The sequence below is a fragment of the Spongiibacter sp. UBA1325 genome (genome assembly GCF_002306875.1).
Taxonomy (GTDB): Bacteria; Pseudomonadota; Gammaproteobacteria; order Pseudomonadales; family Spongiibacteraceae; genus Spongiibacter; species Spongiibacter marinus.
In genome coordinates, this window is record NZ_DBTD01000002.1 from 90,030 (window position 1) to 110,313 (window position 20,284).

15 protein-coding genes and 1 tRNA gene are annotated in these 20,284 nt (G+C 55.0%); 11 read left to right on the plus strand and 5 right to left on the minus strand.

All coding sequences use genetic code 11. The features are described from left to right. Positions 1 to 8 precede the first annotated feature (8 nt). Together B3K78_RS00960 and B3K78_RS00965 are read left to right on the plus strand one after the other, a co-directional pair. On the plus strand, positions 9 to 1,178 hold the full coding sequence (locus B3K78_RS00960; protein ID WP_286693958.1) for an ATP phosphoribosyltransferase regulatory subunit: 1,170 nt from the start codon (positions 9 to 11) through the stop codon (positions 1,176 to 1,178). Positions 1,179 to 1,207: 29 nt separating this feature from the next. After that, positions 1,208 to 2,500, plus strand: a complete 1,293-nt coding sequence (locus B3K78_RS00965) for an adenylosuccinate synthase (protein WP_286693959.1) — start codon at positions 1,208 to 1,210, stop codon at positions 2,498 to 2,500. Between the two features lie 97 nt (positions 2,501 to 2,597). On the opposite strand, the gene B3K78_RS00970 is transcribed toward B3K78_RS00965, so the two are convergent. Further along, positions 2,598 to 3,944 carry an OprO/OprP family phosphate-selective porin gene (locus B3K78_RS00970; protein ID WP_286693960.1) on the minus strand — a complete coding sequence of 449 codons (1,347 nt, stop codon included), beginning with the start codon at positions 3,942 to 3,944 and terminating at the stop codon, positions 2,598 to 2,600. 335 nt (positions 3,945 to 4,279) lie between these two features. Between B3K78_RS00970 and B3K78_RS00975 the strand changes: the two genes are divergently transcribed. Both B3K78_RS00975 and B3K78_RS00980 read left to right on the plus strand, forming a co-directional pair. Next, the gene (locus B3K78_RS00975; RefSeq protein WP_286693961.1) at positions 4,280 to 5,956 is read left to right on the plus strand and encodes a beta-helix domain-containing protein; all 1,677 of its coding nucleotides are present in this window, start codon (positions 4,280 to 4,282) and stop codon (positions 5,954 to 5,956) included. 96 nt (positions 5,957 to 6,052) lie between these two features. Next, complete coding sequence (locus B3K78_RS00980) at positions 6,053 to 8,761, plus strand: TonB-dependent receptor domain-containing protein (protein ID WP_286693962.1); 2,709 nt, start codon at positions 6,053 to 6,055, stop codon at positions 8,759 to 8,761. A gap of 94 nt (positions 8,762 to 8,855) precedes the next feature. Here the strand turns inward: B3K78_RS00980 and B3K78_RS00985 are convergent, their stop codons facing one another. Together B3K78_RS00985 and B3K78_RS00990 are read right to left on the minus strand one after the other, a co-directional pair. Then, positions 8,856 to 9,983, minus strand: coding sequence for a tetratricopeptide repeat protein (locus tag B3K78_RS00985; protein ID WP_286693963.1), 1,128 nt, complete (start codon positions 9,981 to 9,983; stop codon positions 8,856 to 8,858). Positions 9,984 to 10,069: 86 nt separating this feature from the next. Continuing rightward, positions 10,070 to 10,378, minus strand: a complete 309-nt coding sequence (locus tag B3K78_RS00990) for a 2Fe-2S iron-sulfur cluster-binding protein (protein ID WP_286693964.1) — start codon at positions 10,376 to 10,378, stop codon at positions 10,070 to 10,072. A gap of 184 nt (positions 10,379 to 10,562) precedes the next feature. On the opposite strand from B3K78_RS00990, the gene B3K78_RS00995 reads away from it, so the two are divergent. The 3 genes from B3K78_RS00995 (at position 10,563) to B3K78_RS01005 (ending at position 14,076) form a co-directional block, all read left to right on the plus strand. Then, the gene (locus B3K78_RS00995; RefSeq protein ID WP_286693965.1) at positions 10,563 to 11,003 is read left to right on the plus strand and encodes a nuclear transport factor 2 family protein; all 441 of its coding nucleotides are present in this window, start codon (positions 10,563 to 10,565) and stop codon (positions 11,001 to 11,003) included. Next, positions 10,996 to 11,868, plus strand: a complete 873-nt coding sequence (locus B3K78_RS01000) for an SDR family NAD(P)-dependent oxidoreductase (protein ID WP_286693966.1) — start codon at positions 10,996 to 10,998, stop codon at positions 11,866 to 11,868. Before B3K78_RS00995 ends, B3K78_RS01000 begins: the two co-directional genes overlap by 8 nt. A gap of 1,095 nt (positions 11,869 to 12,963) precedes the next feature. Next, positions 12,964 to 14,076 (plus strand): helix-turn-helix transcriptional regulator, encoded by a 1,113-nt coding sequence (locus B3K78_RS01005; RefSeq protein WP_286693967.1) that lies wholly within the window; start codon positions 12,964 to 12,966, stop codon positions 14,074 to 14,076. Positions 14,077 to 14,128: 52 nt separating this feature from the next. On the opposite strand, the gene B3K78_RS01010 is transcribed toward B3K78_RS01005, so the two are convergent. Together B3K78_RS01010 and B3K78_RS01015 are read right to left on the minus strand one after the other, a co-directional pair. Next, a complete protein-coding gene (locus tag B3K78_RS01010; RefSeq protein ID WP_286693968.1) occupies positions 14,129 to 15,778 on the minus strand; it encodes a hypothetical protein in 1,650 nt (549 codons plus the stop codon). Positions 15,779 to 16,011: 233 nt separating this feature from the next. Continuing rightward, a tRNA-Leu gene (locus B3K78_RS01015) sits at positions 16,012 to 16,098 on the minus strand. Positions 16,099 to 16,220: 122 nt separating this feature from the next. Here B3K78_RS01015 and rnr point away from each other — a divergent pair. The 4 genes from rnr (at position 16,221) to rpsR (ending at position 20,274) form a co-directional block, all read left to right on the plus strand. Then, entirely contained in the window at positions 16,221 to 18,632 is a 2,412-nt protein-coding gene (gene rnr, locus B3K78_RS01020; protein ID WP_286693969.1) for a ribonuclease R, read from the plus strand. Between the two features lie 55 nt (positions 18,633 to 18,687). Further along, a complete protein-coding gene (gene rlmB / locus B3K78_RS01025; protein WP_286693970.1) occupies positions 18,688 to 19,419 on the plus strand; it encodes a 23S rRNA (guanosine(2251)-2'-O)-methyltransferase RlmB in 732 nt (243 codons plus the stop codon). 157 nt (positions 19,420 to 19,576) lie between these two features. Continuing rightward, positions 19,577 to 20,020 carry a 30S ribosomal protein S6 gene (rpsF, locus tag B3K78_RS01030; protein WP_286693971.1) on the plus strand — a complete coding sequence of 148 codons (444 nt, stop codon included), beginning with the start codon at positions 19,577 to 19,579 and terminating at the stop codon, positions 20,018 to 20,020. A 26-nt stretch (positions 20,021 to 20,046) separates the two neighbouring features. Next, positions 20,047 to 20,274 carry a 30S ribosomal protein S18 gene (gene rpsR, locus B3K78_RS01035; protein WP_027874105.1) on the plus strand — a complete coding sequence of 76 codons (228 nt, stop codon included), beginning with the start codon at positions 20,047 to 20,049 and terminating at the stop codon, positions 20,272 to 20,274. The last annotated feature ends 10 nt before the right edge of the window (positions 20,275 to 20,284 follow it).

A 20,284-nucleotide genomic window follows, 5' to 3' on the forward strand; every position in this document is an offset into this window, starting at 1 on the left:
GTGGATTTATGACCCTGGTTGATCGTTGGCTGCTCCCAGATGGAGTGGAAGAACTGCTGCCTGAACAGGCTCAGCAGGTAGAGAGCCTGCGCCGCAAACTGCTAGACCTATACCAGCGTTGGGGCTACGAGTTGATCGTTCCGCCCATGTTGGAATACACCGAGTCACTGCTGGTTGGCTTGGGCAGCGACATTGACCTGATGACCTTCCGGGTCACCGATCAGCTGACCGGTCGGCTGATGGGGCTGCGCGCAGACATTACCCCCCAGGCGGCGCGTATTGATGCTCACAGCTTAAAACGTGAAGGCCCGGTGCGTCTCTGTTATGCGGGCAGTGTGCTGCACACCCGGCCGAAGAAGCCACTGGCTTCGCGCTCGCCGATCCAGCTCGGTGCAGAGTTATACGGCGACAACAGTCAGGCCAGTGACCTGGAAATTATTTGTCTGATGCTGGAAACGCTGCGCGTTGCCGGCCTCAGCGAGTTGACCTTAGATATCGGTCACGTGGCGGTCTATCAGGCGGTGGTCGATGCCGCTGGTCTCAGTGACGAGCAAGAGCAGCGCTATTTCGACATATTACAGCGCAAGGCCGTTGCCGAATTAGGGACCTTTATTGATGAGCTGGCGGTTGATGGCGAAACGGCTAAACAGCTCAGTGGCCTGAATGCCCTGCACGGCGGCGATGATGTATTGCAGCGCGGCCTTGAACTGTTCGCCAATATTCCGGCTGCGGTTGATGCCATCCACGCTCTACAGTCGTTGCAGCAGCGCCTCACGGCGCGCATGCCGTCCCTCAGTTTCTACTTCGACTTGGCCGAACTCCGGGGTTTCCACTATCACACCGGTTTGGTGTTTTCGGCGCTAGTGAGTGAGCACGGACAGGCGCTGGCCTCCGGTGGTCGCTATGACGATATTGGCAAGGTATTTGGTCGCGCGCGCTCGGCTATCGGTTTTAGTCTTGATCTAAAAGCCCTGCTGTCATTGGTTGCGGCACCGGCTGAAGTGAAGGGAATTTTTGCGGCGCACAGCGACTCGGCTGAGCAGTGGCAAGCAATACAGCAGCTGCGAGACGCGGGCGAAAAGGTCGTCGCGGGTTTGCCGGGGCAGCAGCCTAGCGAAGCGTGTGATCGCCAATTAATTGAACAGAACGGCCAGTGGCACGTACAGCCACTGGGTTAAGTCACAACCTGTTATCCAGAGATGCGGATATGAGTAAGAATGTAGTGGTATTGGGCACCCAGTGGGGTGATGAAGGCAAAGGCAAGATCGTCGATCTGCTGACAGATCAGGCCAATGCGGTCGCCCGGTTTCAGGGTGGCCATAACGCCGGCCATACTCTGGTTATTGACGGTGAGAAAACCGTTCTTCACTTGATTCCATCAGGTATCTTGCGCGAAGGCGTCACCTGCCTGATTGGCAACGGTGTGGTGCTGTCGCCAGAAGCCCTGCTCAAAGAAATGGCCGAGCTCGAAGAGCGCGGTGTACCGGTTCGCGAGCGCCTGCGTTTAAGCCCCGCTTGCCCGCTGATTCTCCCTTATCACATCGCTTTGGATAATGCCCGCGAGATAGCGCGTGGCGCTGCCAAGATTGGTACGACCGGCCGCGGTATCGGCCCGGCTTACGAAGATAAAGTGGCGCGCCGAGGTTTGCGCCTGGGTGATGTGTTTAATGCCGAGCGCTTTGCCGAAAAGCTGAAAGAAGTGATGGAGTATCACAACTTTACTCTGACGCAGTACTACAAGGCAGAGGCGGTTGATTATCAAAAAACCTTGGAAGAAGCCCTGCAAATGGCTGAGCAGCTTCGCCCGATGGTTGTCGATGTTACCAGTGCCTTGCACGCCTACCGCGAAGAGGGCGCCAACATCTTGTTTGAAGGTGCTCAGGGATCATTGCTGGATATCGACCACGGTACCTACCCCTTTGTCACCTCGTCCAATACCACCGCGGGCGGCACGGCGACCGGTAGTGGTTTTGGTCCGCTGTATTTGGATTACGTGCTGGGTATCACCAAGGCCTATACCACGCGTGTGGGCAGTGGTCCGTTCCCGACGGAATTGTCCGACAGTGTGGGCGAGCACCTGGCCAAGCAAGGGCATGAATTTGGTGCAACCACCGGTCGTGCCCGCCGCTGTGGTTGGTTTGATGCGGTCGCCCTGCGTCAATCAGTGCGTATCAACAGTGTAACCGGCTTGTGCCTGACGAAGCTGGATGTGCTCGACGGCCTGGATATCGTGAAGGTATGCGTGGACTATCGCAACGCTGCGGGCGAGTCGATTTCTGCGCCATTTGATTGTGAGGACTACGATCAAATCACGCCAGTGTATGAGGAACTGCCAGGTTGGTCTGAGTCGACAGTGGGTGCCAAGTCGCTGGATGAGCTGCCCGAAAATGCCCGCGCCTATATCAAGCGCATTGAGGCGTTGTTGAATGTGCCCATCGATATCGTGTCCACCGGCCCAGACCGCGTTGAAACTATCGTACTGCGCCACCCCTTCGCCTAAGTAAGCGGCGGCGATCTCAGGCTTTGCTGCCAAGATCGAGTGATAAAAAAAGGCCATGCATTGCTGCATGGCCTTTTTTGTTTCCGGGGTCGTTAGCTTAGAACGCCCACTGTGTGCGGATAGCAAAGCTGTCTATATTGTCAGCAACCTCGCCTTTATCGTTCTGGATCGCGCCGCCGTCCAGGTCGTAGCTGCGGCTGTAATCAAACAGCACGCGCATGTTGCGGCTCAGATACCAGTTCAAGCCCAGGGTAAAGCGCTTGGCTTCGCCGCCACTGATATTGTCATCTTCCAGATCAATTTGATCAAAGCGTGCAGCGACTTCCAATGCGCCCCAATCGCCGGTGCTGGCATTGAATGGCGTGTTCACATTGAAGTACTTAAATTCGCCTTCAGACGCTTTGTAGCGGCGTTGACCACCAAAGATACTGTAGCCGAGTTGCACGTAGTGCGCGGAAAAGCTCAGGTCGTCGCCACTGTCACGGCTAACATTGTTCGCTGCAATCTCACTTTGTACCGACCACGCACCGTGCATGGCGGCAAATTCGAAAACGCCTATCTCGACCTTGTCCATGTCGGCAACGCTGGCGTTCACGGGCTTAAGGTCAGAGAAGTTAGTGGTTTTATATGAGAACGAGGGGCTCTTGCCATTCGCCAAACCGTCGTCGCTGGTTTTGCGCAGGCCATACGATGCACCCACGTGGACAACGGTATTGTCATTCAGAACCGGGGCGAAGCTGGCGCGCGCGCCGAAGCCGTGGCCTTCATCGGCATCATTATTAGAAATGCCGTCGCCGAACAAACCGGCTTTGGCGTGCCAGTTGCTGCCACCGCTGGCTGCTGTGATGCCAATGGCGCGGTCAAAGTAGGGCGTGGTGAGTGCAGCAACCAGTGAGCGCTCGGTGAACATAATGTCGTTAGAGCTTTCTTCTACTTCCATGCTGACCGCATGCTTTTGGTTACCGACAGTCAGTGTGATCGGGGCAGAGGTCAGCTTGTAACTCAGATTGGCGTCTTTAACGCTGACCTTGTTGCCCGCGAAGTCACTTTCCAACACGTACTTCCAGCGACCGTTCAGTTTGCCTTTAGCGTAGAGACGAGCGCGGCGGATTTGTGTGCCGTCAATTGCATCTTCCTGGTTGGCGAACGCTTCGTGGTCGTGTGTGGCGTAGTCGGCGTGCAGGCGACCGCCAATTTGTATGCTGGCTTGCTTGTCCGCACTTTCAATCTTCAGGCCTTTGCTACCCATGCTGACGGTCGCTTGCTGTTGTGCGCGTCGCGCTTGTTCGGCCTGCAGTGATTGCGCTTCCTCGGCACTGATAATGCCTTTTTCTTGTAGAAGCTTCAGTAGGGCGGAGTCCTGCTGGTTATCGGCGAAGGCGTGGCTGGTTGCAAGGCAGGCTGCAATTGATGCGCTGCATGCTAAAGAAGAGATCGTTTTCATTGTTTAGGCACCCAAAATGAAAGAAGTGGCACTTATGTTACAAACCGGAGACAAGTGTATTTCTGTTTTATGACATTTTTATGACTTGCAGGTGGCATTACTCCCTGTTTTTTACAACGCAGGGGCTCGCTTAGCCCCTGCGTTGTTCTCTAAGGCCTTGTTATTCAAATACAAATTAGCTCCTTATGGCAGCTTTGTCTAAAAAATAAGCAAAAAACACCGGCTGAAACATTTTCGTCATAGTTTATTCACTGAGTTGTCACTTTGCCTGCCTAACATACGCCTCAACGACAACAAGCTATGCCCTATTTAAAAGGTTCCGGAGATAAGTTCCCATGAAAAAGCTTTTCGCAATGACAGCAATGGCCTCAGCGATGGCGCTGGTAGGCTGTGGTGGTGGCGGTGATATTAATATCAACGCCCAAAACAACTCTGTAGACAACAGCACTGGGAATGGTGGCGGTACGCCTTCCAATGCCTGTGCGTCTTACAGCGATAACGGCGTAACCCAGCAAGGTAGCCTGGACGGTGTGAACTGCATCTACGGTCCTGACTTCGTGAGCCTGACCAACCCGATCGAAACGCCTGCCGGCAACCCGGTTGTATTTGCCAAGCTGAGCAACGGCGGTGTGCATATCTTCCGCGATAGCCTGGTAGTGGGTAAAAACTACGATAACGATGCAGACTTGAATGCAGCAGGCATCACCAAGGGTGGTGACGGTGCAAGCATTCAGATCGAAGCTGGCACTACGTTGGCCTTCCAGTCTAGCGACGATTACATGGTAATTAACCGCGGTTCACAAATCATTGCAGAAGGCGAGATGAACGCGCCCATCACTATCACGTCAGTGTCAGATGCTGTGGAAGATTCCGTTGGCGCTGAGGACGTGCAACAGTGGGGCGGTTTGATCATTAACGGCTTCGGTGTCACCAATAAGTGTTCTTACACCGGCTCTTTTGCGAACAACAACTTGGCGACCAGTGACTGTCACGTTGCTGCAGAAGGTAAAGCGGGCGCTGGCCAAACGCATTACGGCGGTGACAACAACGAAGATAGCTCGGGTACGCTGGAATACTTCATTGTTAAGCACACGGGTTTCGAAGTTGAGGAAGACAACGAGCTGAACGGTATTTCTTTCAACGCTGTTGGGTCGGGCACCACGGTTGATTACCTGCAAGCCTACTCAACTTACGACGACGGCATCGAGTTCTTCGGTGGTGCGGTAAACGTGGGTCACTACATCGGCATGTACGTGCGTGACGACTCTATCGATATCGATGAAGGCTACCGCGGCACGATCGACTACGCACTGGTTATTCAGTCTGAGAACGATGGCAACCGCTGTGTAGAGTCTGACGGTATCGGCAGCTACTCAAGCAAAGACCAGGCAACCATTGATGACTTCATCGCTCGCGGCTTGAACTCGCAAGCAACCATCAAGAACCTGACTTGTATTGTGTCAGCGACAGAGGTGAGTGGTCAGCCAAACGGTACTGGTACCCATGATCCCGGTCAGGGCATGCGTATTCGTGAAGCGCATTTTCCAACTATCCAAAATGCCTTGATCACCACCGCTTACAAAGGCGATGTGAAGCTGGCGGATGACGACTACAACTACTGTGTGCGCATCGATAACGAAGGCCTGAAAGCGGCTCAAGATGGCGATCTGAAAATTGAGAGCAGCATCATTGCTTGTCAGGATCTGACCGACGGTGATGATCTGCCCAACGGCACCACACAGCTGCAGTTCTTGCAGGCCAGCAACGACACATACCAGTCGCTGGAAGCGGGTGAAGATCCCACTGCAGATGCGAATGCCAATCTGGAAATCCTGAAAGGCTTCTACTCGCTGCCACTGGCCGACATGAAAGTGAATGGTGCTGCCCCAACAGTAACACCCGCTGATGGTCGTGCCTTCATCGGCGCAGTCACCGAAGACGATGACTGGACTGCGGGTTGGGCCTACGGCTTGGACCCCGCTAACCGCGGCCAAGGCCTGTGGTTCGAATAAGCGAACGCAGAGTCTAACGCCAGAGCCGTAAAACAGAGGGCGCCTTACGGCGCCCTTTCTGTTGAAGACAGGTCAAATACGAGTAGGTCTTTACTGATGAAAAAGCAGATGATTAAAAAAGGGTTGCTGCCGGCATTTAGCCTGAGCGCTCTTAGCCTCGCCGTTTCGGCGGTGGCGCAAGAGGCCGACAGCGACCTCAGTTTTAACAAGCCACTGGAAGAAGTGGTTGTTGTTGGCCGCCTTAAGAGCACCGCCGAAAACCTGGTGATTGAACGGCTGGAACAAGAAGTCGCGGTGGATTTTCTCGGGGCTGAGGCGATTGGTCGTATCGGTGATTCAACCGTTGCTGCCGCGCTGCGCCGCGTGCCCGGTGTTACCTTAATTGATGACAAGTTTGTTTTTGTCCGCGGTTTGGGTGAGCGCTACTCAAGCACCTTGTTAAACGGTGCAGTGGTTCCCTCTCCAGACCTGACGCGCAGTGTTATTCCGCTGGATATTTTCCCAACGTCCATCGTTGAGAGCCTGGCGGTTCAGAAGGTGCATTCCTCTGATATGCCGGCCGCTTTTGGTGGTGGTAATGTGGACATCCGCACCAAAGGCATTCCCAGTGATCTGGTGTTTAGCCTTGAGATTGGCACGGACTACAACAGCGCCTCTGACGGCCGGCTGCTGACCTACAAAGGCGGCAGTGACGATATTTATGGCAACGACGATGGCACGCGAGCGCTTTCTTACAAGCTCAAGCAAGCGCTGCGTCAATACGGCGGTAGCCTTGATCGCAACGATATTCTCGCCGATATGCGCCAGTCAAACCCCAATTCAACACTGGCCGATGCTGAACAGCTCAACCGTGAGTTGGCGTTGAACCTATATCGCAATATCGATATTTACGAAACTGATGACGACGATAACTTCTCTGCTGAAGTTAACGCCGGTAACCGTTTCTATCTTGGCGATGCCGAAGAGATTGAGTTTGGCGTGTTGGCTGGGCTGTCCTATGACCGCAGCTGGCGCAATAAGTCGTCGGAAGTGCGTTCGGTATCTGACGAGGACGAAGCCGAGTTCAAAAACGAGACAACGCAGAACACATCGATTGCTGCCAACCTGAATTTTGGTTTGCGCTTGAACGAAGATCACTCGCTGGAAACAACCAGCCTTTATCTTCGTAACACCGACGACAAAACCTCAGTCACCGATAGTTATGACAACGATCAGCCTGTGGGCGGGGACATCTCGGACCGTCAATTCAGAATTCGTTTTGAACAGCGCGAGCTGGTGGTGAATCAAATTCGCGGTGAACATACTTTCGGTGAGTTGAGCCGCGAGCAGTTGGGCTGGGATCAATTGGCCTTTGCCGAAGGCTTGAGCTTTAACTGGTTCTACTCCGACAGTGAATCGACAACTGAGATCCCCAACGAAGTTGCGGTGCAGACACGTCATGTAGAAGGCCCGAATGGCAGCACCACCGTTGCCGCAAACGCGACGGCTGCCGACTACCGTTTTACCGATCTTCAGGATGAAGTTGAGAGCTACGGTTGGGAAGTGAAAATGCCGTTCTCCAGCATGGATTGGAAAGTTGAGCTGAGCGGTGGTAACGAGTATTGGGAAAAGGCGCGTACCTATCGCCAGACCCAGTTCGGCCTGGGCTCAGTGGACGCATCGGATGCAGTGCGCAGCGGCCCACTGGATCGCGTCTACAGTGACGCGAATATTCTCGACCCCAACAATGGCTATCAAATCCAGGTGGCTGGCAGTAACTCCGAAAGTTACATTGCCGCCAACCGCGTCGATGCCTACTACGGTAAGCTCGACGTTACCTGGCAGGATACCTGGCGCGTTGTTGCTGGTTTGCGCTACGAAGACTATCAGCAGGTGGGTTTGACCTGGGATCCGCTCGACTTTGATGGTATTCCTGTCGTGAGCAATGAGTCCGGTGGTCAGCAGGCGATCATCGACGAGCTCGAAAATGCCGTCTTCACCGACGACGATACCTTCGCTTCGCTCGCGGCAACGTACATGCTGCCCGGCTTCTGGGCCGAGGACTTCCAGCTGCGCTTTGGCTACAGTGAAACGACGGTTCGCCCGGACCTGCGTGAGATTGCTGACTCCAGCTACGTGGACCCAGTGACTGGCGCGCTGGTGTTCGGTAACCCCGATGTTCGCCCTGCGCAGTTTAAAAACTACGACCTGCGTGCAGAGTGGTTCTTCAGCAACAGCGACAGCTTCACCGCATCGTTGTTCTACAAGGACATCAGTGACCCGATTGAGCTGTTCCAGGCTGCGGCGGGTGACACCAACACCGCTGTTGAAATCGTCAATGCCGAAAGCGCGACGATTTTGGGTGCAGAAGTGGAGTTTATGAAGAGCCTCGGTGACTTTTCCGATGCGCTTATCCCCTTCTTCCTTCAGGGTAACTTGACTCTGCTGGATACCGAGCTGGTTGCCGGCAGCAATGCCGATGCGCCCACCAACGCTAAGCGCGACCTGGTTGGTGCCTCAGACTATGCGGCGAACTTGATTCTCGGGTTTGACTCGGCAGACGAAATGCACGCGGCAACACTGTCTTACAATGTGTTCGGCGAGCGTCTTTACTTTGCCGGCCGCAATGGTGAGCCCGACGCTTTTGAGCAGCCTTTCCACTCATTGGATGCCACCTATTCTTTCTATCCGAACCAGTCCGTTATCGTGAAGGTGAAGGTGAAAAATATTCTGGATGAAGAGCTGGAAATCGAGCGCGACGGTAAGACCACGTTCCGCGAGGAAGTGGGTACGACCTTTAGCGCTAGCATTGAATATGAATTCTAAATAAAGTCAGTAACCTTACTAAGGCGCCCCTGAGGCGCCTTTTTTATGCCCGGAATTGCTATACGGTATTAATACGCGACTCGCCGATGTCCGACTATTTGCCCTGCTTGAGTTTGGCGTGAGCCGCCTTTAGGCCGTATTCGTGGTACTTGTCGGTGTTGCCCTGGCTGCGAAAAATAATGGCCGCAAACTGATAAAAGCGATACTCGTTTTTGTCCAGTCGAATGGCGCGTTTGATGGAATTCAAGGCTTGGGGATAGTCGCCTCTTTCAAAAGCTGCGCGGGAGCGGCTGTAGTGCCAGAAAGGGTTGTCGCGCTGTCGAGATTCAATGACTTGCTCAAGTTGCTTAGCGCGATCCTTGCGGCCACTGCTGCGGTACAGCCGGGCCAAGTTGGAGAGTGATGCGGACTCCTCCGGGTCCAGACTCAGCGCCTTTAGAAAGGCAAGCTCGGCTTCGTCGTTATGCCCTTCTCGGCGGAACAGAACGCCTAAGTTACCCCAAATATAGGCTTCGTCAGGGCCGAGGTACAGCGCCCGGCGCAGGTAGAGATAGGCGTCGCCGTAATTTTTGCTGTTCAGTGCGCCAACGCCCAGGTTGCTGTAATACTGCGCGGCGGCGATATCGTCGCTAACTCGCTTTTGCGGATAGCGATAGTCGTAAATATCTACGCTGAAGTCGATAACTTCGCGTTGGCCATTGCCGAGGTCGACAACGGCATTGATGTGTTTATAAATCGCTGAACTGCTGTTGCTCAGCATTTCCCAGCTTGGCGGCACGCTGACTTCATTAAAATAGACATCCAGCTTTGCTTCTCGCGCCAGTGCTATAAACAATAAACTCAGCGACAAGCAGTCGCCCTGTGGGTCGTCAAAGGTGTCCGCGGCACTTTGGGTAATACCCGGTTGGTAGCGAATGCCCAATTGCTGGGGCCGCACCATGGCATCGACTAAGTAGCGGAGTCTGGCGCGCGGGGTGAGTACCGGCGGTACATGCTCGTTGACGAAGTAACGCATCTCTGCGGTCACCGCGAGAATGTGTTGGTCCGGGGTGTTGAGGGGCGCGGGTTGCCGGTTGAACAGCGCCTCCTGGTGCAGCAGTTGTGCAACCGCATCGCTATCCGGGGCAGCGATAAATTGCTCGAGTTGCGTGGGCTGTGTGCTGCAGGCGCTGCTCAAGAGCAATGTGGCGCTCAGTATTATTGTTTTTGCCGGGTGCTTCATTATAGGGGCTTGCCTATACCACTAAAGGCCGCGTCGGCGGCTGTTACGTTTCACAGTAACGCCGATCGCGGCAGTCAGCAAGACGCTTAGTATTGCGAGGCGGGCAGGCGTACTTCCATTCCTTCTAGGTCGTCGCGCACCTCAATTTGGCAGCTTAAGCGGCTGCCCTCTTCGGGCTCGAGTACGCCGTCGAGAATGCCTTGTTCCATATCATCGGCTGCGGGCAGTTTGCTGCGCCAGGGTTCGTCAATGTAACAGTGGCAGGTTGCGCAGCTGCACGAGCCGCCGCACTCGGCCAGAATGTCATCGATACCGCCGTCGAGTGCGGCTTGCATCAGGCTGTGACCGCTCTCGGCCTCGACTTCGCGGGCCTCGCCAAAAGTGATTAGCGGCATAAAACGCTCCAGTGGGTTATTTGTGTCGTCTGCTGCTGGGGGCAGGTGGCGCAATTTTACCCTCTAGAAGGGGTGATGCCAGTCTTGAATGGAAATGTTGTCAATTGTGATGCTATTGGGCGATGTGTGTCGCTTGCTGCATGGCTATATTGCCTGTTGCATAAGCTGAGAGTGGGGAAATACGGTGACTACAGGCAAACACGAGCTAAGCCTGGCTGACCGACTGGCGCTACATGAACTGCCAGGGCGGTACGGCGACGCAGTGGACGATCGGGATTGGGCGCAAATGGATTCCATCTTCACCAAGGACGCAGTATTTGAAGTGCGCGGCCTGGTGACGTTGCGAGGGGTTGCAGAGATAAAGCGTTATATGGCGGAGGAGGGGCAGCATCCGCTCGCCCACTTGATGTGTAACATCCATGTCCGGGAAGACGGTGATGGCGCGCGGCTATTTTTTCGCATTATTGCGCCGGTGCCGCGCGAGGATAAAAGTCGCGATGGCTACTGTATACACTTCGGCTCTTATTACGACTGGCTGGTGAAAACCGCACAGGGCTGGCGGGTGAGGCACCGAATTTTCTCGGCGAAACGACTAACAGAGTATGAGGAGGCCCGAGGTGAGTGAGATAAAAGTAGCGCTGGTCACGGGGGCGAGTCGCGGCGCTGGTGCGGGCATCGCTCGTGCGCTGGGTGCTCACGGTATGACGGTTTATGTTACCGGTCGCACCGTTGAGCCCGGCGATGCCAAAGCCTGGGATGGCTCGGTATTGCCCGGCACGGTTGCGGAAACTGCTGCTGCGGTAACGGCTGCGGGTGGCAAGGGTATTGCCGTGTTATGCGATCACGGTGACGACGAACGCGTGGCCGCGGTGTTTGAACAAATTCGCCGTGAGCAAGGGCGGCTTGACCTCTTGGTCAATAACGCGACCTATATGCACCCGCAGCTCATTGAGCAGAAACCCTTTTGGCAAAAAGACATCTCGGCCTGCGAGATACTCAACGTAGGATTGCGCTCGGCCTATATTGCCAGCTGGCATGCAGCGCCGATGATGGTGGAGCAGGGGCGAGGCCTTATCGCTTTTGGCTCATCATTTGGTGCCTCCTGTTATATGCACGGCCCCGCCTATGGCGCGCAGAAAGCCGGGCTGGATAAGTTTGCCCACGATATGGCCGTAGACTTGCGGGGATCGGGAGTGAATACCCTGTCGGTGTGGATGGGGCCGCTCAAAACTGAGCGCGCCGCTGTTGCCAGCAAGGTCAATCCAGCGCAATACGAAGCCTTCAGCAAAACTGCCGAGAGCCCGGAGTTTACCGGTCACATTCTCTATGCCTTGGCCACCAGCAACCAAGCAGAGGCCTTGAGTGGCCACACCGTGATCGGGGCAGAGTTGGCGCGGGAACTTGGCGTAACCGACGAGGGCAGTGTCCGCCCCTCCTACCGGGAGACTTTAGGCGAGCCGCCGAAACCCAATCCGGCGGTGGTGTATTAGGATAGTGGCGTTATTCCTTACCGATAATTATGGAGTTTAATTTTTAGCCGAGGGAGGTGTATGGTGAAAATATACAGGTGTGGAAATAAAAGTATTGGGCTATGCACCCTTCATTCCGTTTTTTGGGTAGAAGGCCCTACAGCGACGGCGTCAATCTAGACCTCTGGGATTATTTATTTATGGGGTGGGAATAAATGAGAGCTCTCAATGAGCGCGAGCAGCTTACTGTACCGCTTTGGACATCACTTTTGCCATTATTTTTTCGATCAAATGATATAGAGGTTGTATTGCTCGGGGGTATATTTTTTATATTTTTAATGGCGCTCTACTCAAAATATTACTTTCCTGGCAGGAAGCCGAAGCTGGTGGCATTTTTGTCGGTATTTTTACTGGCTGTCTATGGGATCTATTCGTGCTCGATTGGCTATTGCTACGGGAAGTATGAGTCATTGGTCTCAATGAGGCCATTTGATGTTATTTATTTGATATATATGGTTTCTAATTGCGCTTATATGTCCATTAAATATGAGGCGCTGGCAGATAGCGGGAAGCTGGCAGAGTGATTTCGGACCTTAGTCAATAGAGTGACTAATGCATAATTAATGAAGCCATGACAAAAAAAGGGGCCAAATAAATACACGAGGTTGGGGTTATTGATTTTATGAAGCCTTACTTCAATAGTTCCCGCTATAGTCTCCACCGATAATGGCTTTGCCGGCCACGAACAGCTAGCTGTCATTGGTGTGACCGCACAGTGCGGATGTGCCACGCCGAGGCCGGGCGCTTTTGTGCAAGATGCTAGCAGCCAGCGAGCGTTGAACCGTTCCCTTGACGCTTCGTCGCTATTTTTGCGTCCTCGCAGTCGCAGGAAACCCCTACTTTTTCAATTGTAAGTTCTCACCCCCTTTCAATTTTTCTTGCTAAGCCAGCGACAAGCATAGTGGCACATGCCTATAATCCGGCGGCATGTTGCCGTTGCCCACGGTGGATGAGTGGGGGCAGTAAATGTTCAATATGGTATCGACCCAAGCGTCATGGATGAGCTGGCAGGTCTGATGACGGGACGCTATAGCAGGCATTACGCAAGTACTTGGGATGCAATCACTACCATTAAGCAACGAGCCAGCGTTGATTCAGCACCTTTACGGTGCCCTGATTGATCCGGCGGGTTTTCATCACTTTCTCGAGACGTTGACGCTGTCTATTGGCGGTGAAGCCGCTGAGCTGTTGGTTATTCGCCGCAACCCCCTGCGGGTGGAGAATGTTTGGTACTACGGCCTTTCTGAGGAGTTGTTGCAGTGGTACATCGGCAGCGACATGATTGCCGTGGATATCGTCATCAATACGGCAATTCGTCAGGCGCCAGGCGCTTTTCAGACCGCGCTTACCTATGTCGAAGAGACTAACCCCGATGAGGGCTCTGTGCGCTGGGAAGAAGAGCAGGGCATGCTCGATGCCGCTTGGCTGGTTGTTGAAAGCTCAGCGGATGAATGTGTGCTGCTGACAATTCAAAGAACCGTGGAACAGGGTGCATTTCAGCCGCATGAAATTGGCGCTCTGAACCGTCTTGCTCCCTATATTCGTCAGGCTGTGGGCCTCAATCGGCAGTTAGCATCGCGTAGCGACGCGTCGTCATCGCTGGCTGCGATCATCGATGTATTGCCCGATGCGACGTTAGTGCTGGACAGCTATTCCACGGTGTTGCACTCCAATAAGGCCGCGCGAGCATTGCTTGACCGCGAGCGTAACCTGGCGATACGTGATGAGCGTCTGAGTTTTTCAGAGACGGCGCTGCAGTCCGCGTTTTTTCTCGCTTCGACACAGGTTGTGCGCGCCAGTATTGGTCGCGAGGGGCATTACACCGAGACCTTATTCTTAAAACGTACTGGTCGCCAGCCGCTGATATTTGTTTTGCGGCCGATAGAGAGCAGCGAGTTGTTGGCGGGCGGAGCGCTGCTTACCATTTATGAGCCCGGTCACCGGCAGTTGCCAAATGCCGAGCAAATTGCCGGCTATTTTGAACTTACGGTGGCGGAGTCACAGGTGTGCGAGCACTTGGTAGCGGGCATGGATTTGCAGGCTATTGCCGACCACTTGGGGCGCAAGATAAGCACTGTGCGTTACCAGTTAAAGCAGGTTTTTCAGAAGACGGCATGCACCCGGCAGGGAGAGTTGGTGAGCAGTATTTTGGCGGCGCTATTGCGATAGCGCCTGTTGCAATGGGTGTCTGCGGGCAGTTTATGCCCGCAGGAGATTGAGCTTATTTTGCGACGACCTCTCCGACCAGCTCGCTGATAAAAAAGGCACTTTCATGGGAGGTGGTGCCGTCCTTATGCGAAAAGCTAATCAGCGCCATGTCACGTCCGCGGCTGTCTTTGATCGGCGCAAAGAGCCAATAGCCTGTTGAGTCGTCGTCCATGGTTTCGTAGTAATCGAGGCTGCCCGCCGCATTGACCTTCCAGCTGTGTTCGATCGTGCTTGACTCATCGGGGCCAAAATCCACCCTGCCTGAGCCGTTTTCGTAGAGCCTGACCGAAATTTTATCGGCTTCATCGGGGAAGGCGTATGTAAAGGCTTTGCTCTGGTTCTCGACAAACAGGCGCTCTGCGCTGCGCTCAACGGTAGCAGTTTTTCTATAGATGGCGCTGCCGTTGTCATCTTCTACTCGCAATTTTACCGTGAAGCGGCCCACGCGCATGAAGCTGAATGCCTCCTCGGCGTCGCTTTCGCAGTTGAAATCTCCCCATTTGGTGGTGGTGCATACATCGTCACCGTCGGATAAGCCGCCGTCTCCGTCGGTTTCTGAAACGATGTCAGTCACGCTGAACTGTTTGCCATCAATGCTGTAATTTCCCCATTCGGAGGTAGGTGCGTCAGCGGGGAGGGAGGCGTCACCTTCGTCGCGATAGCTGTGGGCTACGTTGTAGCTGCCATCCTCAAGTACCGTAAGAACGTGGAACTCGTCTGTCTGATCTTCAATCAGCCAGCTACCTACAAAAGCATTGCTGCTACTTTTGACGCTTTTAAACGCTGCGGCGGCATCCGCCTCGCTACCAAAATGTAGCTCATCGTTAACTAAGCGAACCGTTTCCTGGCCGCAGCCTTCGCCCAGCGTTTCACAAAAACCGCCATCGGTGTTGGACTGTGCCTGGGCGCTGAACGTGATTACGCCATCGGCAGGGTTCCACTCGTAGTAGCCCCACTCTGCAGTGGCGGTACCCTGATCATCGTTGCCGTATTTGTGGCTGACAATGTAGCGATTTCCGCTTAGGAAAGTCAGCACGCTGACTTCTTCGCCATTTGGCCCTTTACCGTTACTGCTCTCGCCCGCCGGCTCGACAAATAACCAGCTGCCGCGCAGGTCGGCCTGTTGTGAACGGCCAAAATGGGCTTCGGCCTTGTCCGCGCTGACTAAGCTTTTGCCGGTGGGGGGCGCAACTTCGGTGTCGAATTGCGTTTCAAACTCTGACTGCGGTAAGCCGAGATTGAGCTGTGCATCGGCAAGAAGCCCGTGAATCTCGCCGTCAATGGTAATGCCATTGTCAGGATTGCCGTCATCGTCCAGTGACTGCAGTAAGCGCAGAATATTGGTGACCTGGTTGGGCGTGCCGCCGTCCATGTCGGCTGGGGTGACTCGGCCGCTGGCGGGAACCTCGGGCAGTGTGATTCCACCAATACTGAAGGTGACGCTATCGCCCTCGACAAATTCGTACTCACCCAGCTCAGTCGTGCTGCCTGATTGGCCGCTGGGCGCGGTTTGATAGCGGATGCCGGCAACGGCGCTGTCGGTAAAAATGCCTCGCTGGACCTCTGGCTCGGAACTATTGCTTCCGCCAGACGAGGAACCACCGCCACCGCAGGCGGTGAGTGTAAAGGCTAGGGCGAGCGGCCCCCAATGAGCTGATTTCATGGTATCTCCGATTTTTGTACCGAATGTCTAAAGTCGCTAGAGGACCATAGAGCCAGGTACAGCTCATCTCCCAAATTGGGTATGTGTTACTGGGTAGCGGCGGGAATCGGTAATATTTCTATAATTACCGGGAGCGCGTCTTACTGTTTGCCTGTTTGGGGGGGAGGACGTAAGTGAAATGGTGGGGTATAAAAAAAGGCCTTCGCTGATTCAACGAAGGCCTTTTCAAAATATGGTGCCCAGGAGAGGACTTGAACCTCCACGGCCGTGAGGCCACTAGCACCTGAAGCTAGCGTGTCTACCAATTTCACCACCTGGGCAGGGGGTAAAACGAGGCAATTGCTGCCGAGGCGCGCAATTTACTGATATCGCGCTTTTTTGTCAACGCTTTGCGTTACACTAGGCGCAAATTTTCTAGCTATTCAAGAGGAACTGCCACTGCATGCCAAAAGGCCGCAAGCAACATAACGACCCCCATGCCGCTCGTGAAGCCGAGCGCTATGAAAATCCTGTACCTAGCCGCGAGTACATCCTCGACCAGTTGAGGTCTTCAGAGCAGGGGATGACGGCAGCGGCGCTGCGCAAGCGTCTTGACGTTGTCGGAGAGGAACTGGAGGAGGGCTTGCGCCGCCGTATCAAGGCGATGTTGCGTGACGGCCAGTTGATTGAGGGCCGCCGCGGTAAGCTGATGGCCCCTGTTGTGGGTGACGCGATTAAAGGGCGCGTGCAAGGGCATCGCGACGGCTACGGTTTTGTGCTGGTCGAGGATGAAGAAGACGTATACCTGCACAGCCGGCAGATGCAGCAGGTCTTTGACGGCGACACGGTTGCAGTAGAGGTGACGGGCAGCGATCACCGTGGACGGCGGGAAGGCATTATTGTCGATGTGCTTGAGCGCAATACCCAGCAATTAGTGGGTAAGCTGGTTGACCACCGTGGCCGCTGGGTTGTGGTGCCGGATAATAGTCGAATCCAAAATTGGGTCGCGCTTGAGGATGATGACACGGCGGGTGCCAGCGAAAATGACTTTGTGATGGTGTCGATCACGCGTCAGCCCGGGCTGCGCCAGCAGGCGCGGGGCAAAATAGTTGACGTGCTCGGTGACCGGGCGACAGTGGGCGTTGCCACCGAGCTGGCACTGCGCAGCCATGAAATCCCCTTCGAGTGGCCCGAGGCGGTAGAGGAGCAGGCTCGGCAGTTTGGTACCGCGCCCGCTGAGGTGGATAAAAAGCGCCGTGTCGACTTGCGAAAGCTGCCGCTAGTGACGATTGATGGCGAAGACGCGCGGGATTTCGACGATGCCGTCTACTGTGAGAAAAAGCGTTTCGGTGGTTGGCGGCTGTGGGTGGCCATTGCCGATGTCTCGCACTATGTGACGCTGGGCTCCGCGCTGGATGAAGAGGCCCAGCGCCGCGGAACCTCAGTGTATTTTCCCGATCGAGTGGTGCCGATGCTGCCGGAGGCACTGTCCAATGGTCTGTGCTCGCTAAACCCGGATGTCGACCGTCTGTGCATGGTGTGTGAGATGACCATCAGTGCGCGGGGGCGGCTGAGTGGCTACCAGTTTTATGAGGCGGTGATGCGTTCACATGCCCGCCTTACATACAACGAAGTGGGCGCCATGCTCGGCGTGGAGGGCGCTGACCCCGCCAAAGACACCGGCAAACACCGCGATCTGCTTCCTCAGTTAAGCGAGCTTCACAATTTGTACACAGCGCTGCGTGAGGCGCGCTCTAAGCGCGGTGCCATCGACTTTGAAACGGTTGAGACACGCATCGTCTTTGACGACGAGAAGCGTATCGATGCGATCGTGCCCGTGCACCGCCACGATGCACACCGAATGATTGAGGAGTGCATGCTGATCGCCAATGTGGCGACGGCAAAAACGCTGGAGAAGTCAGGGCTTGAAGCGCTGTTCCGCGTGCACAATGGCCCGTCCGAGCAAAAGCTGAGTAACTTGCGAGAGTTTTTGGCGGAGATCGGGCTGGGGTTAAAAGGTGGCGACGACCCCTCGCCCACCGATTACCAAAAGTTATTGGCGAGTTTGAAAGACCGGCCCGACGGCCAGATGATTCAAACGATGATGCTGCGCTCGCTGAGCCAAGCCGTGTATCAGCCGGACAACGATGGCCACTTTGGCTTGAACTACACCGGCTACACCCACTTTACCTCGCCGATACGGCGCTACCCGGATTTGATGGTTCACCGGGCGCTGCGGTATTTGTTGCGCAATGGTGGCGGGAAAGCCCCCAAATGCTTCCGGCCTGTGAAAGGCGCACCTGATCTGCCGCGCGAAAAGATCTATCCCTACGATATGGCGGCGCTGCTGGGTCTGGGTGAGCACTGCTCGATGGCCGAGCGTCGTGCCGATGATGCCAGCCGCGATGTAATGGCGTTTTTGAAATGCGAATTCCTGCAGGAGCATGTGGGCAGTGAATTCGACGGCATGATCGCCGCGGTGACCGGCTTCGGTTTGTTTGTTGAGCTGCAGGACCTCTACATAGAAGGGCTGGTGCATATTTCCGCGCTGCCACAGGACTACTATCAGTTTGACCCGGCCCATCAGCGCTTGGTGGGTGAGCGCAGTCGCCGGGTATACCAGTTGGGTGATTCGCTAAAAGTGCAGGTGCTCAGTGTCGACCTAGACGAGCGCAAGGTCGATCTCGGCTTGGTGCAAGGCGAGACCAAGCGCCGCCGTAAACCGTCGCTGCGCGAAGCGCTTGCCAAGGGGCAGGTGCCAAAGTCCAAGCCCGGTAAAGCCCCTAAGGCAAAGCGCGGTGCTGCTGGCAAGAAGTCGGGCGCAAAGAACAGCTCTGCCAAAAAGGGAGCGGCTAGTAAAAAGCGCCGCCGCTAACGCAGTGATGAACCCCGCCCGTGAGGAATACGGGATGCTTACAAAAGGTTAAAGAGTGAAAGAGCAGATTTTTGGCTTGCACGCCGTTACCACTGCGCTGCAACGCCGCCCGGAAAGTATTAGTGAAATGTGGGTGCTGGAGGGGCGTCGAGACAAGCGACTACATACCGTGCTTGAGCTGGCGCAGCGACATGGCATTACTCTGCATGAATGTTCTCGAAAGGTGCTGGATGAGCTCGTCGACGGACGGCATCAGGGGGTGGTTGCCAGTGCCAAAGCGCCGACGCAAACCCATGAAAAGCGCCTGCCCGAGCTGGTTGCTGAAGCGGGCAAGCGCGCTTTGGTACTGGTCCTCGACGGTGTGACTGACCCCCATAATCTCGGCGCTTGCTTGCGCAGCGCCGATGCGGCGGGGGCCACGGTAGTGATCGCGCCCAAGGATAATTCTGCGAGCTTAAACGCGACCGTACGCAAGGTGGCCTGCGGGGCTGCCGAAGCAGTGCCATTTGTGCAGGTAACCAATCTGGCGCGCAGCCTGCGCCAACTCCAAGAGGCGGGGGTGTGGATTATTGGCTTGGCGGGAGAGGCGTCGCAGTCGCTGTATGAATGTGACCTGGCGGGGCCTGTTGCGCTGGTGATGGGCGCCGAAGGGGCAGGTATGCGGCGCCTAACCCGAGAGCAGTGTGATTACTTAGCGCACCTGCCAATGGCCGGGGAGGTCAGCAGTCTCAATGTATCGGTTGCCACCGGGGTGTGCTTGTTTGAAGCGGTGCGCCAGCGTCTTTAATACCCGAATTTGATTAAAAAATGCACGAATTGCTTGCATCTGTCAGGGTGCTTGCCTAGAATTCGCGCTCTTGTTTTAACGGTAAGCTCGTCCATAGCGGCTGGTTTGCCCTCCTTGCCACACCATAAAGGGTGGCTTAACCCGTAAGGAGCATACAATGCGTCACTACGAAATCGTGTTCCTGGTCCACCCGGATCAGAGCGAGCAGGTACCTGGTATGGTCGAGCGTTATACCCAGGCTATCGAAAAAGACGGCGGTAAAGTTCACCGCTTGGAAGACTGGGGCCGCCGTCAACTGGCTTACCCCATCAACAAAATCCACAAGGCTCACTACGTGCTGATCAATGCTGAAGCAAGCGCTGATGCGATCGACGAGCTGACCACAAACTTCCGCTACAACGACGCTGTTCTGCGTAACCTCATCATCCGTCAGGATGAAGCGGTTACTGAAGAATCTCCGATCATGAAGGCGGAAAAAGAAAGCCGTGAGCGTCGCAGCCGCAGTGAACAGCGCAGCGAGCGCCGTGACAGCGAGCAGCCTACCGAGAAGCGTGAAGAAGCATCAGAAGCCGCTCAGGCTGCTGAGCAGAACGCTGAATAATTGCGGACAGAGTGAGGATTTAAAAGATGGCACGTTTTTTCCGTCGTCGTAAGTTTTGCCGCTTCACCGCGGAAGGTGTTAAGCAGATCGACTACAAAGATCTGGACACTTTGAAAGCCTATGTTTCAGAAACTGGCAAGATTGTTCCCAGCCGTATTACTGGAACCAACGCCAAGTACCAGCGCCAGCTGTCTACCGCGATTAAACGCGCGCGTTTTCTGGCTCTGCTGCCTTACACCGACAGCCATAAATAAGCTGAGCGGA

Excerpts from the sequence above, each read along its gene's own strand:
- B3K78_RS00980 (WP_286693962.1), top strand. The coding sequence starts at position 6,053 with ATGAAAAAGCAGATGATTAAAAAAGGGTTGCTGCCGGCATTTAGCCTG.
- rpsF (WP_286693971.1), top strand. The coding sequence starts at position 19,577 with ATGCGTCACTACGAAATCGTGTTCCTGGTCCACCCGGATCAGAGCGAG.
- rpsR (WP_027874105.1), top strand. The coding sequence starts at position 20,047 with ATGGCACGTTTTTTCCGTCGTCGTAAGTTTTGCCGCTTCACCGCGGAA.
- B3K78_RS00960 (WP_286693958.1), top strand. The coding sequence starts at position 9 with ATGACCCTGGTTGATCGTTGGCTGCTCCCAGATGGAGTGGAAGAACTG.
- B3K78_RS00990 (WP_286693964.1), bottom strand. The coding sequence starts at position 10,378 with ATGCCGCTAATCACTTTTGGCGAGGCCCGCGAAGTCGAGGCCGAGAGC.
- B3K78_RS00975 (WP_286693961.1), top strand. The coding sequence starts at position 4,280 with ATGAAAAAGCTTTTCGCAATGACAGCAATGGCCTCAGCGATGGCGCTG.
- B3K78_RS01010 (WP_286693968.1), bottom strand. The coding sequence starts at position 15,778 with ATGAAATCAGCTCATTGGGGGCCGCTCGCCCTAGCCTTTACACTCACC.
- rnr (WP_286693969.1), top strand. The coding sequence starts at position 16,221 with ATGCCAAAAGGCCGCAAGCAACATAACGACCCCCATGCCGCTCGTGAA.
- B3K78_RS00985 (WP_286693963.1), bottom strand. The coding sequence starts at position 9,983 with ATGAAGCACCCGGCAAAAACAATAATACTGAGCGCCACATTGCTCTTG.
- B3K78_RS01005 (WP_286693967.1), top strand. The coding sequence starts at position 12,964 with ATGCAATCACTACCATTAAGCAACGAGCCAGCGTTGATTCAGCACCTT.
- B3K78_RS00965 (WP_286693959.1), top strand. The coding sequence starts at position 1,208 with ATGAGTAAGAATGTAGTGGTATTGGGCACCCAGTGGGGTGATGAAGGC.
- B3K78_RS00970 (WP_286693960.1), bottom strand. The coding sequence starts at position 3,944 with ATGAAAACGATCTCTTCTTTAGCATGCAGCGCATCAATTGCAGCCTGC.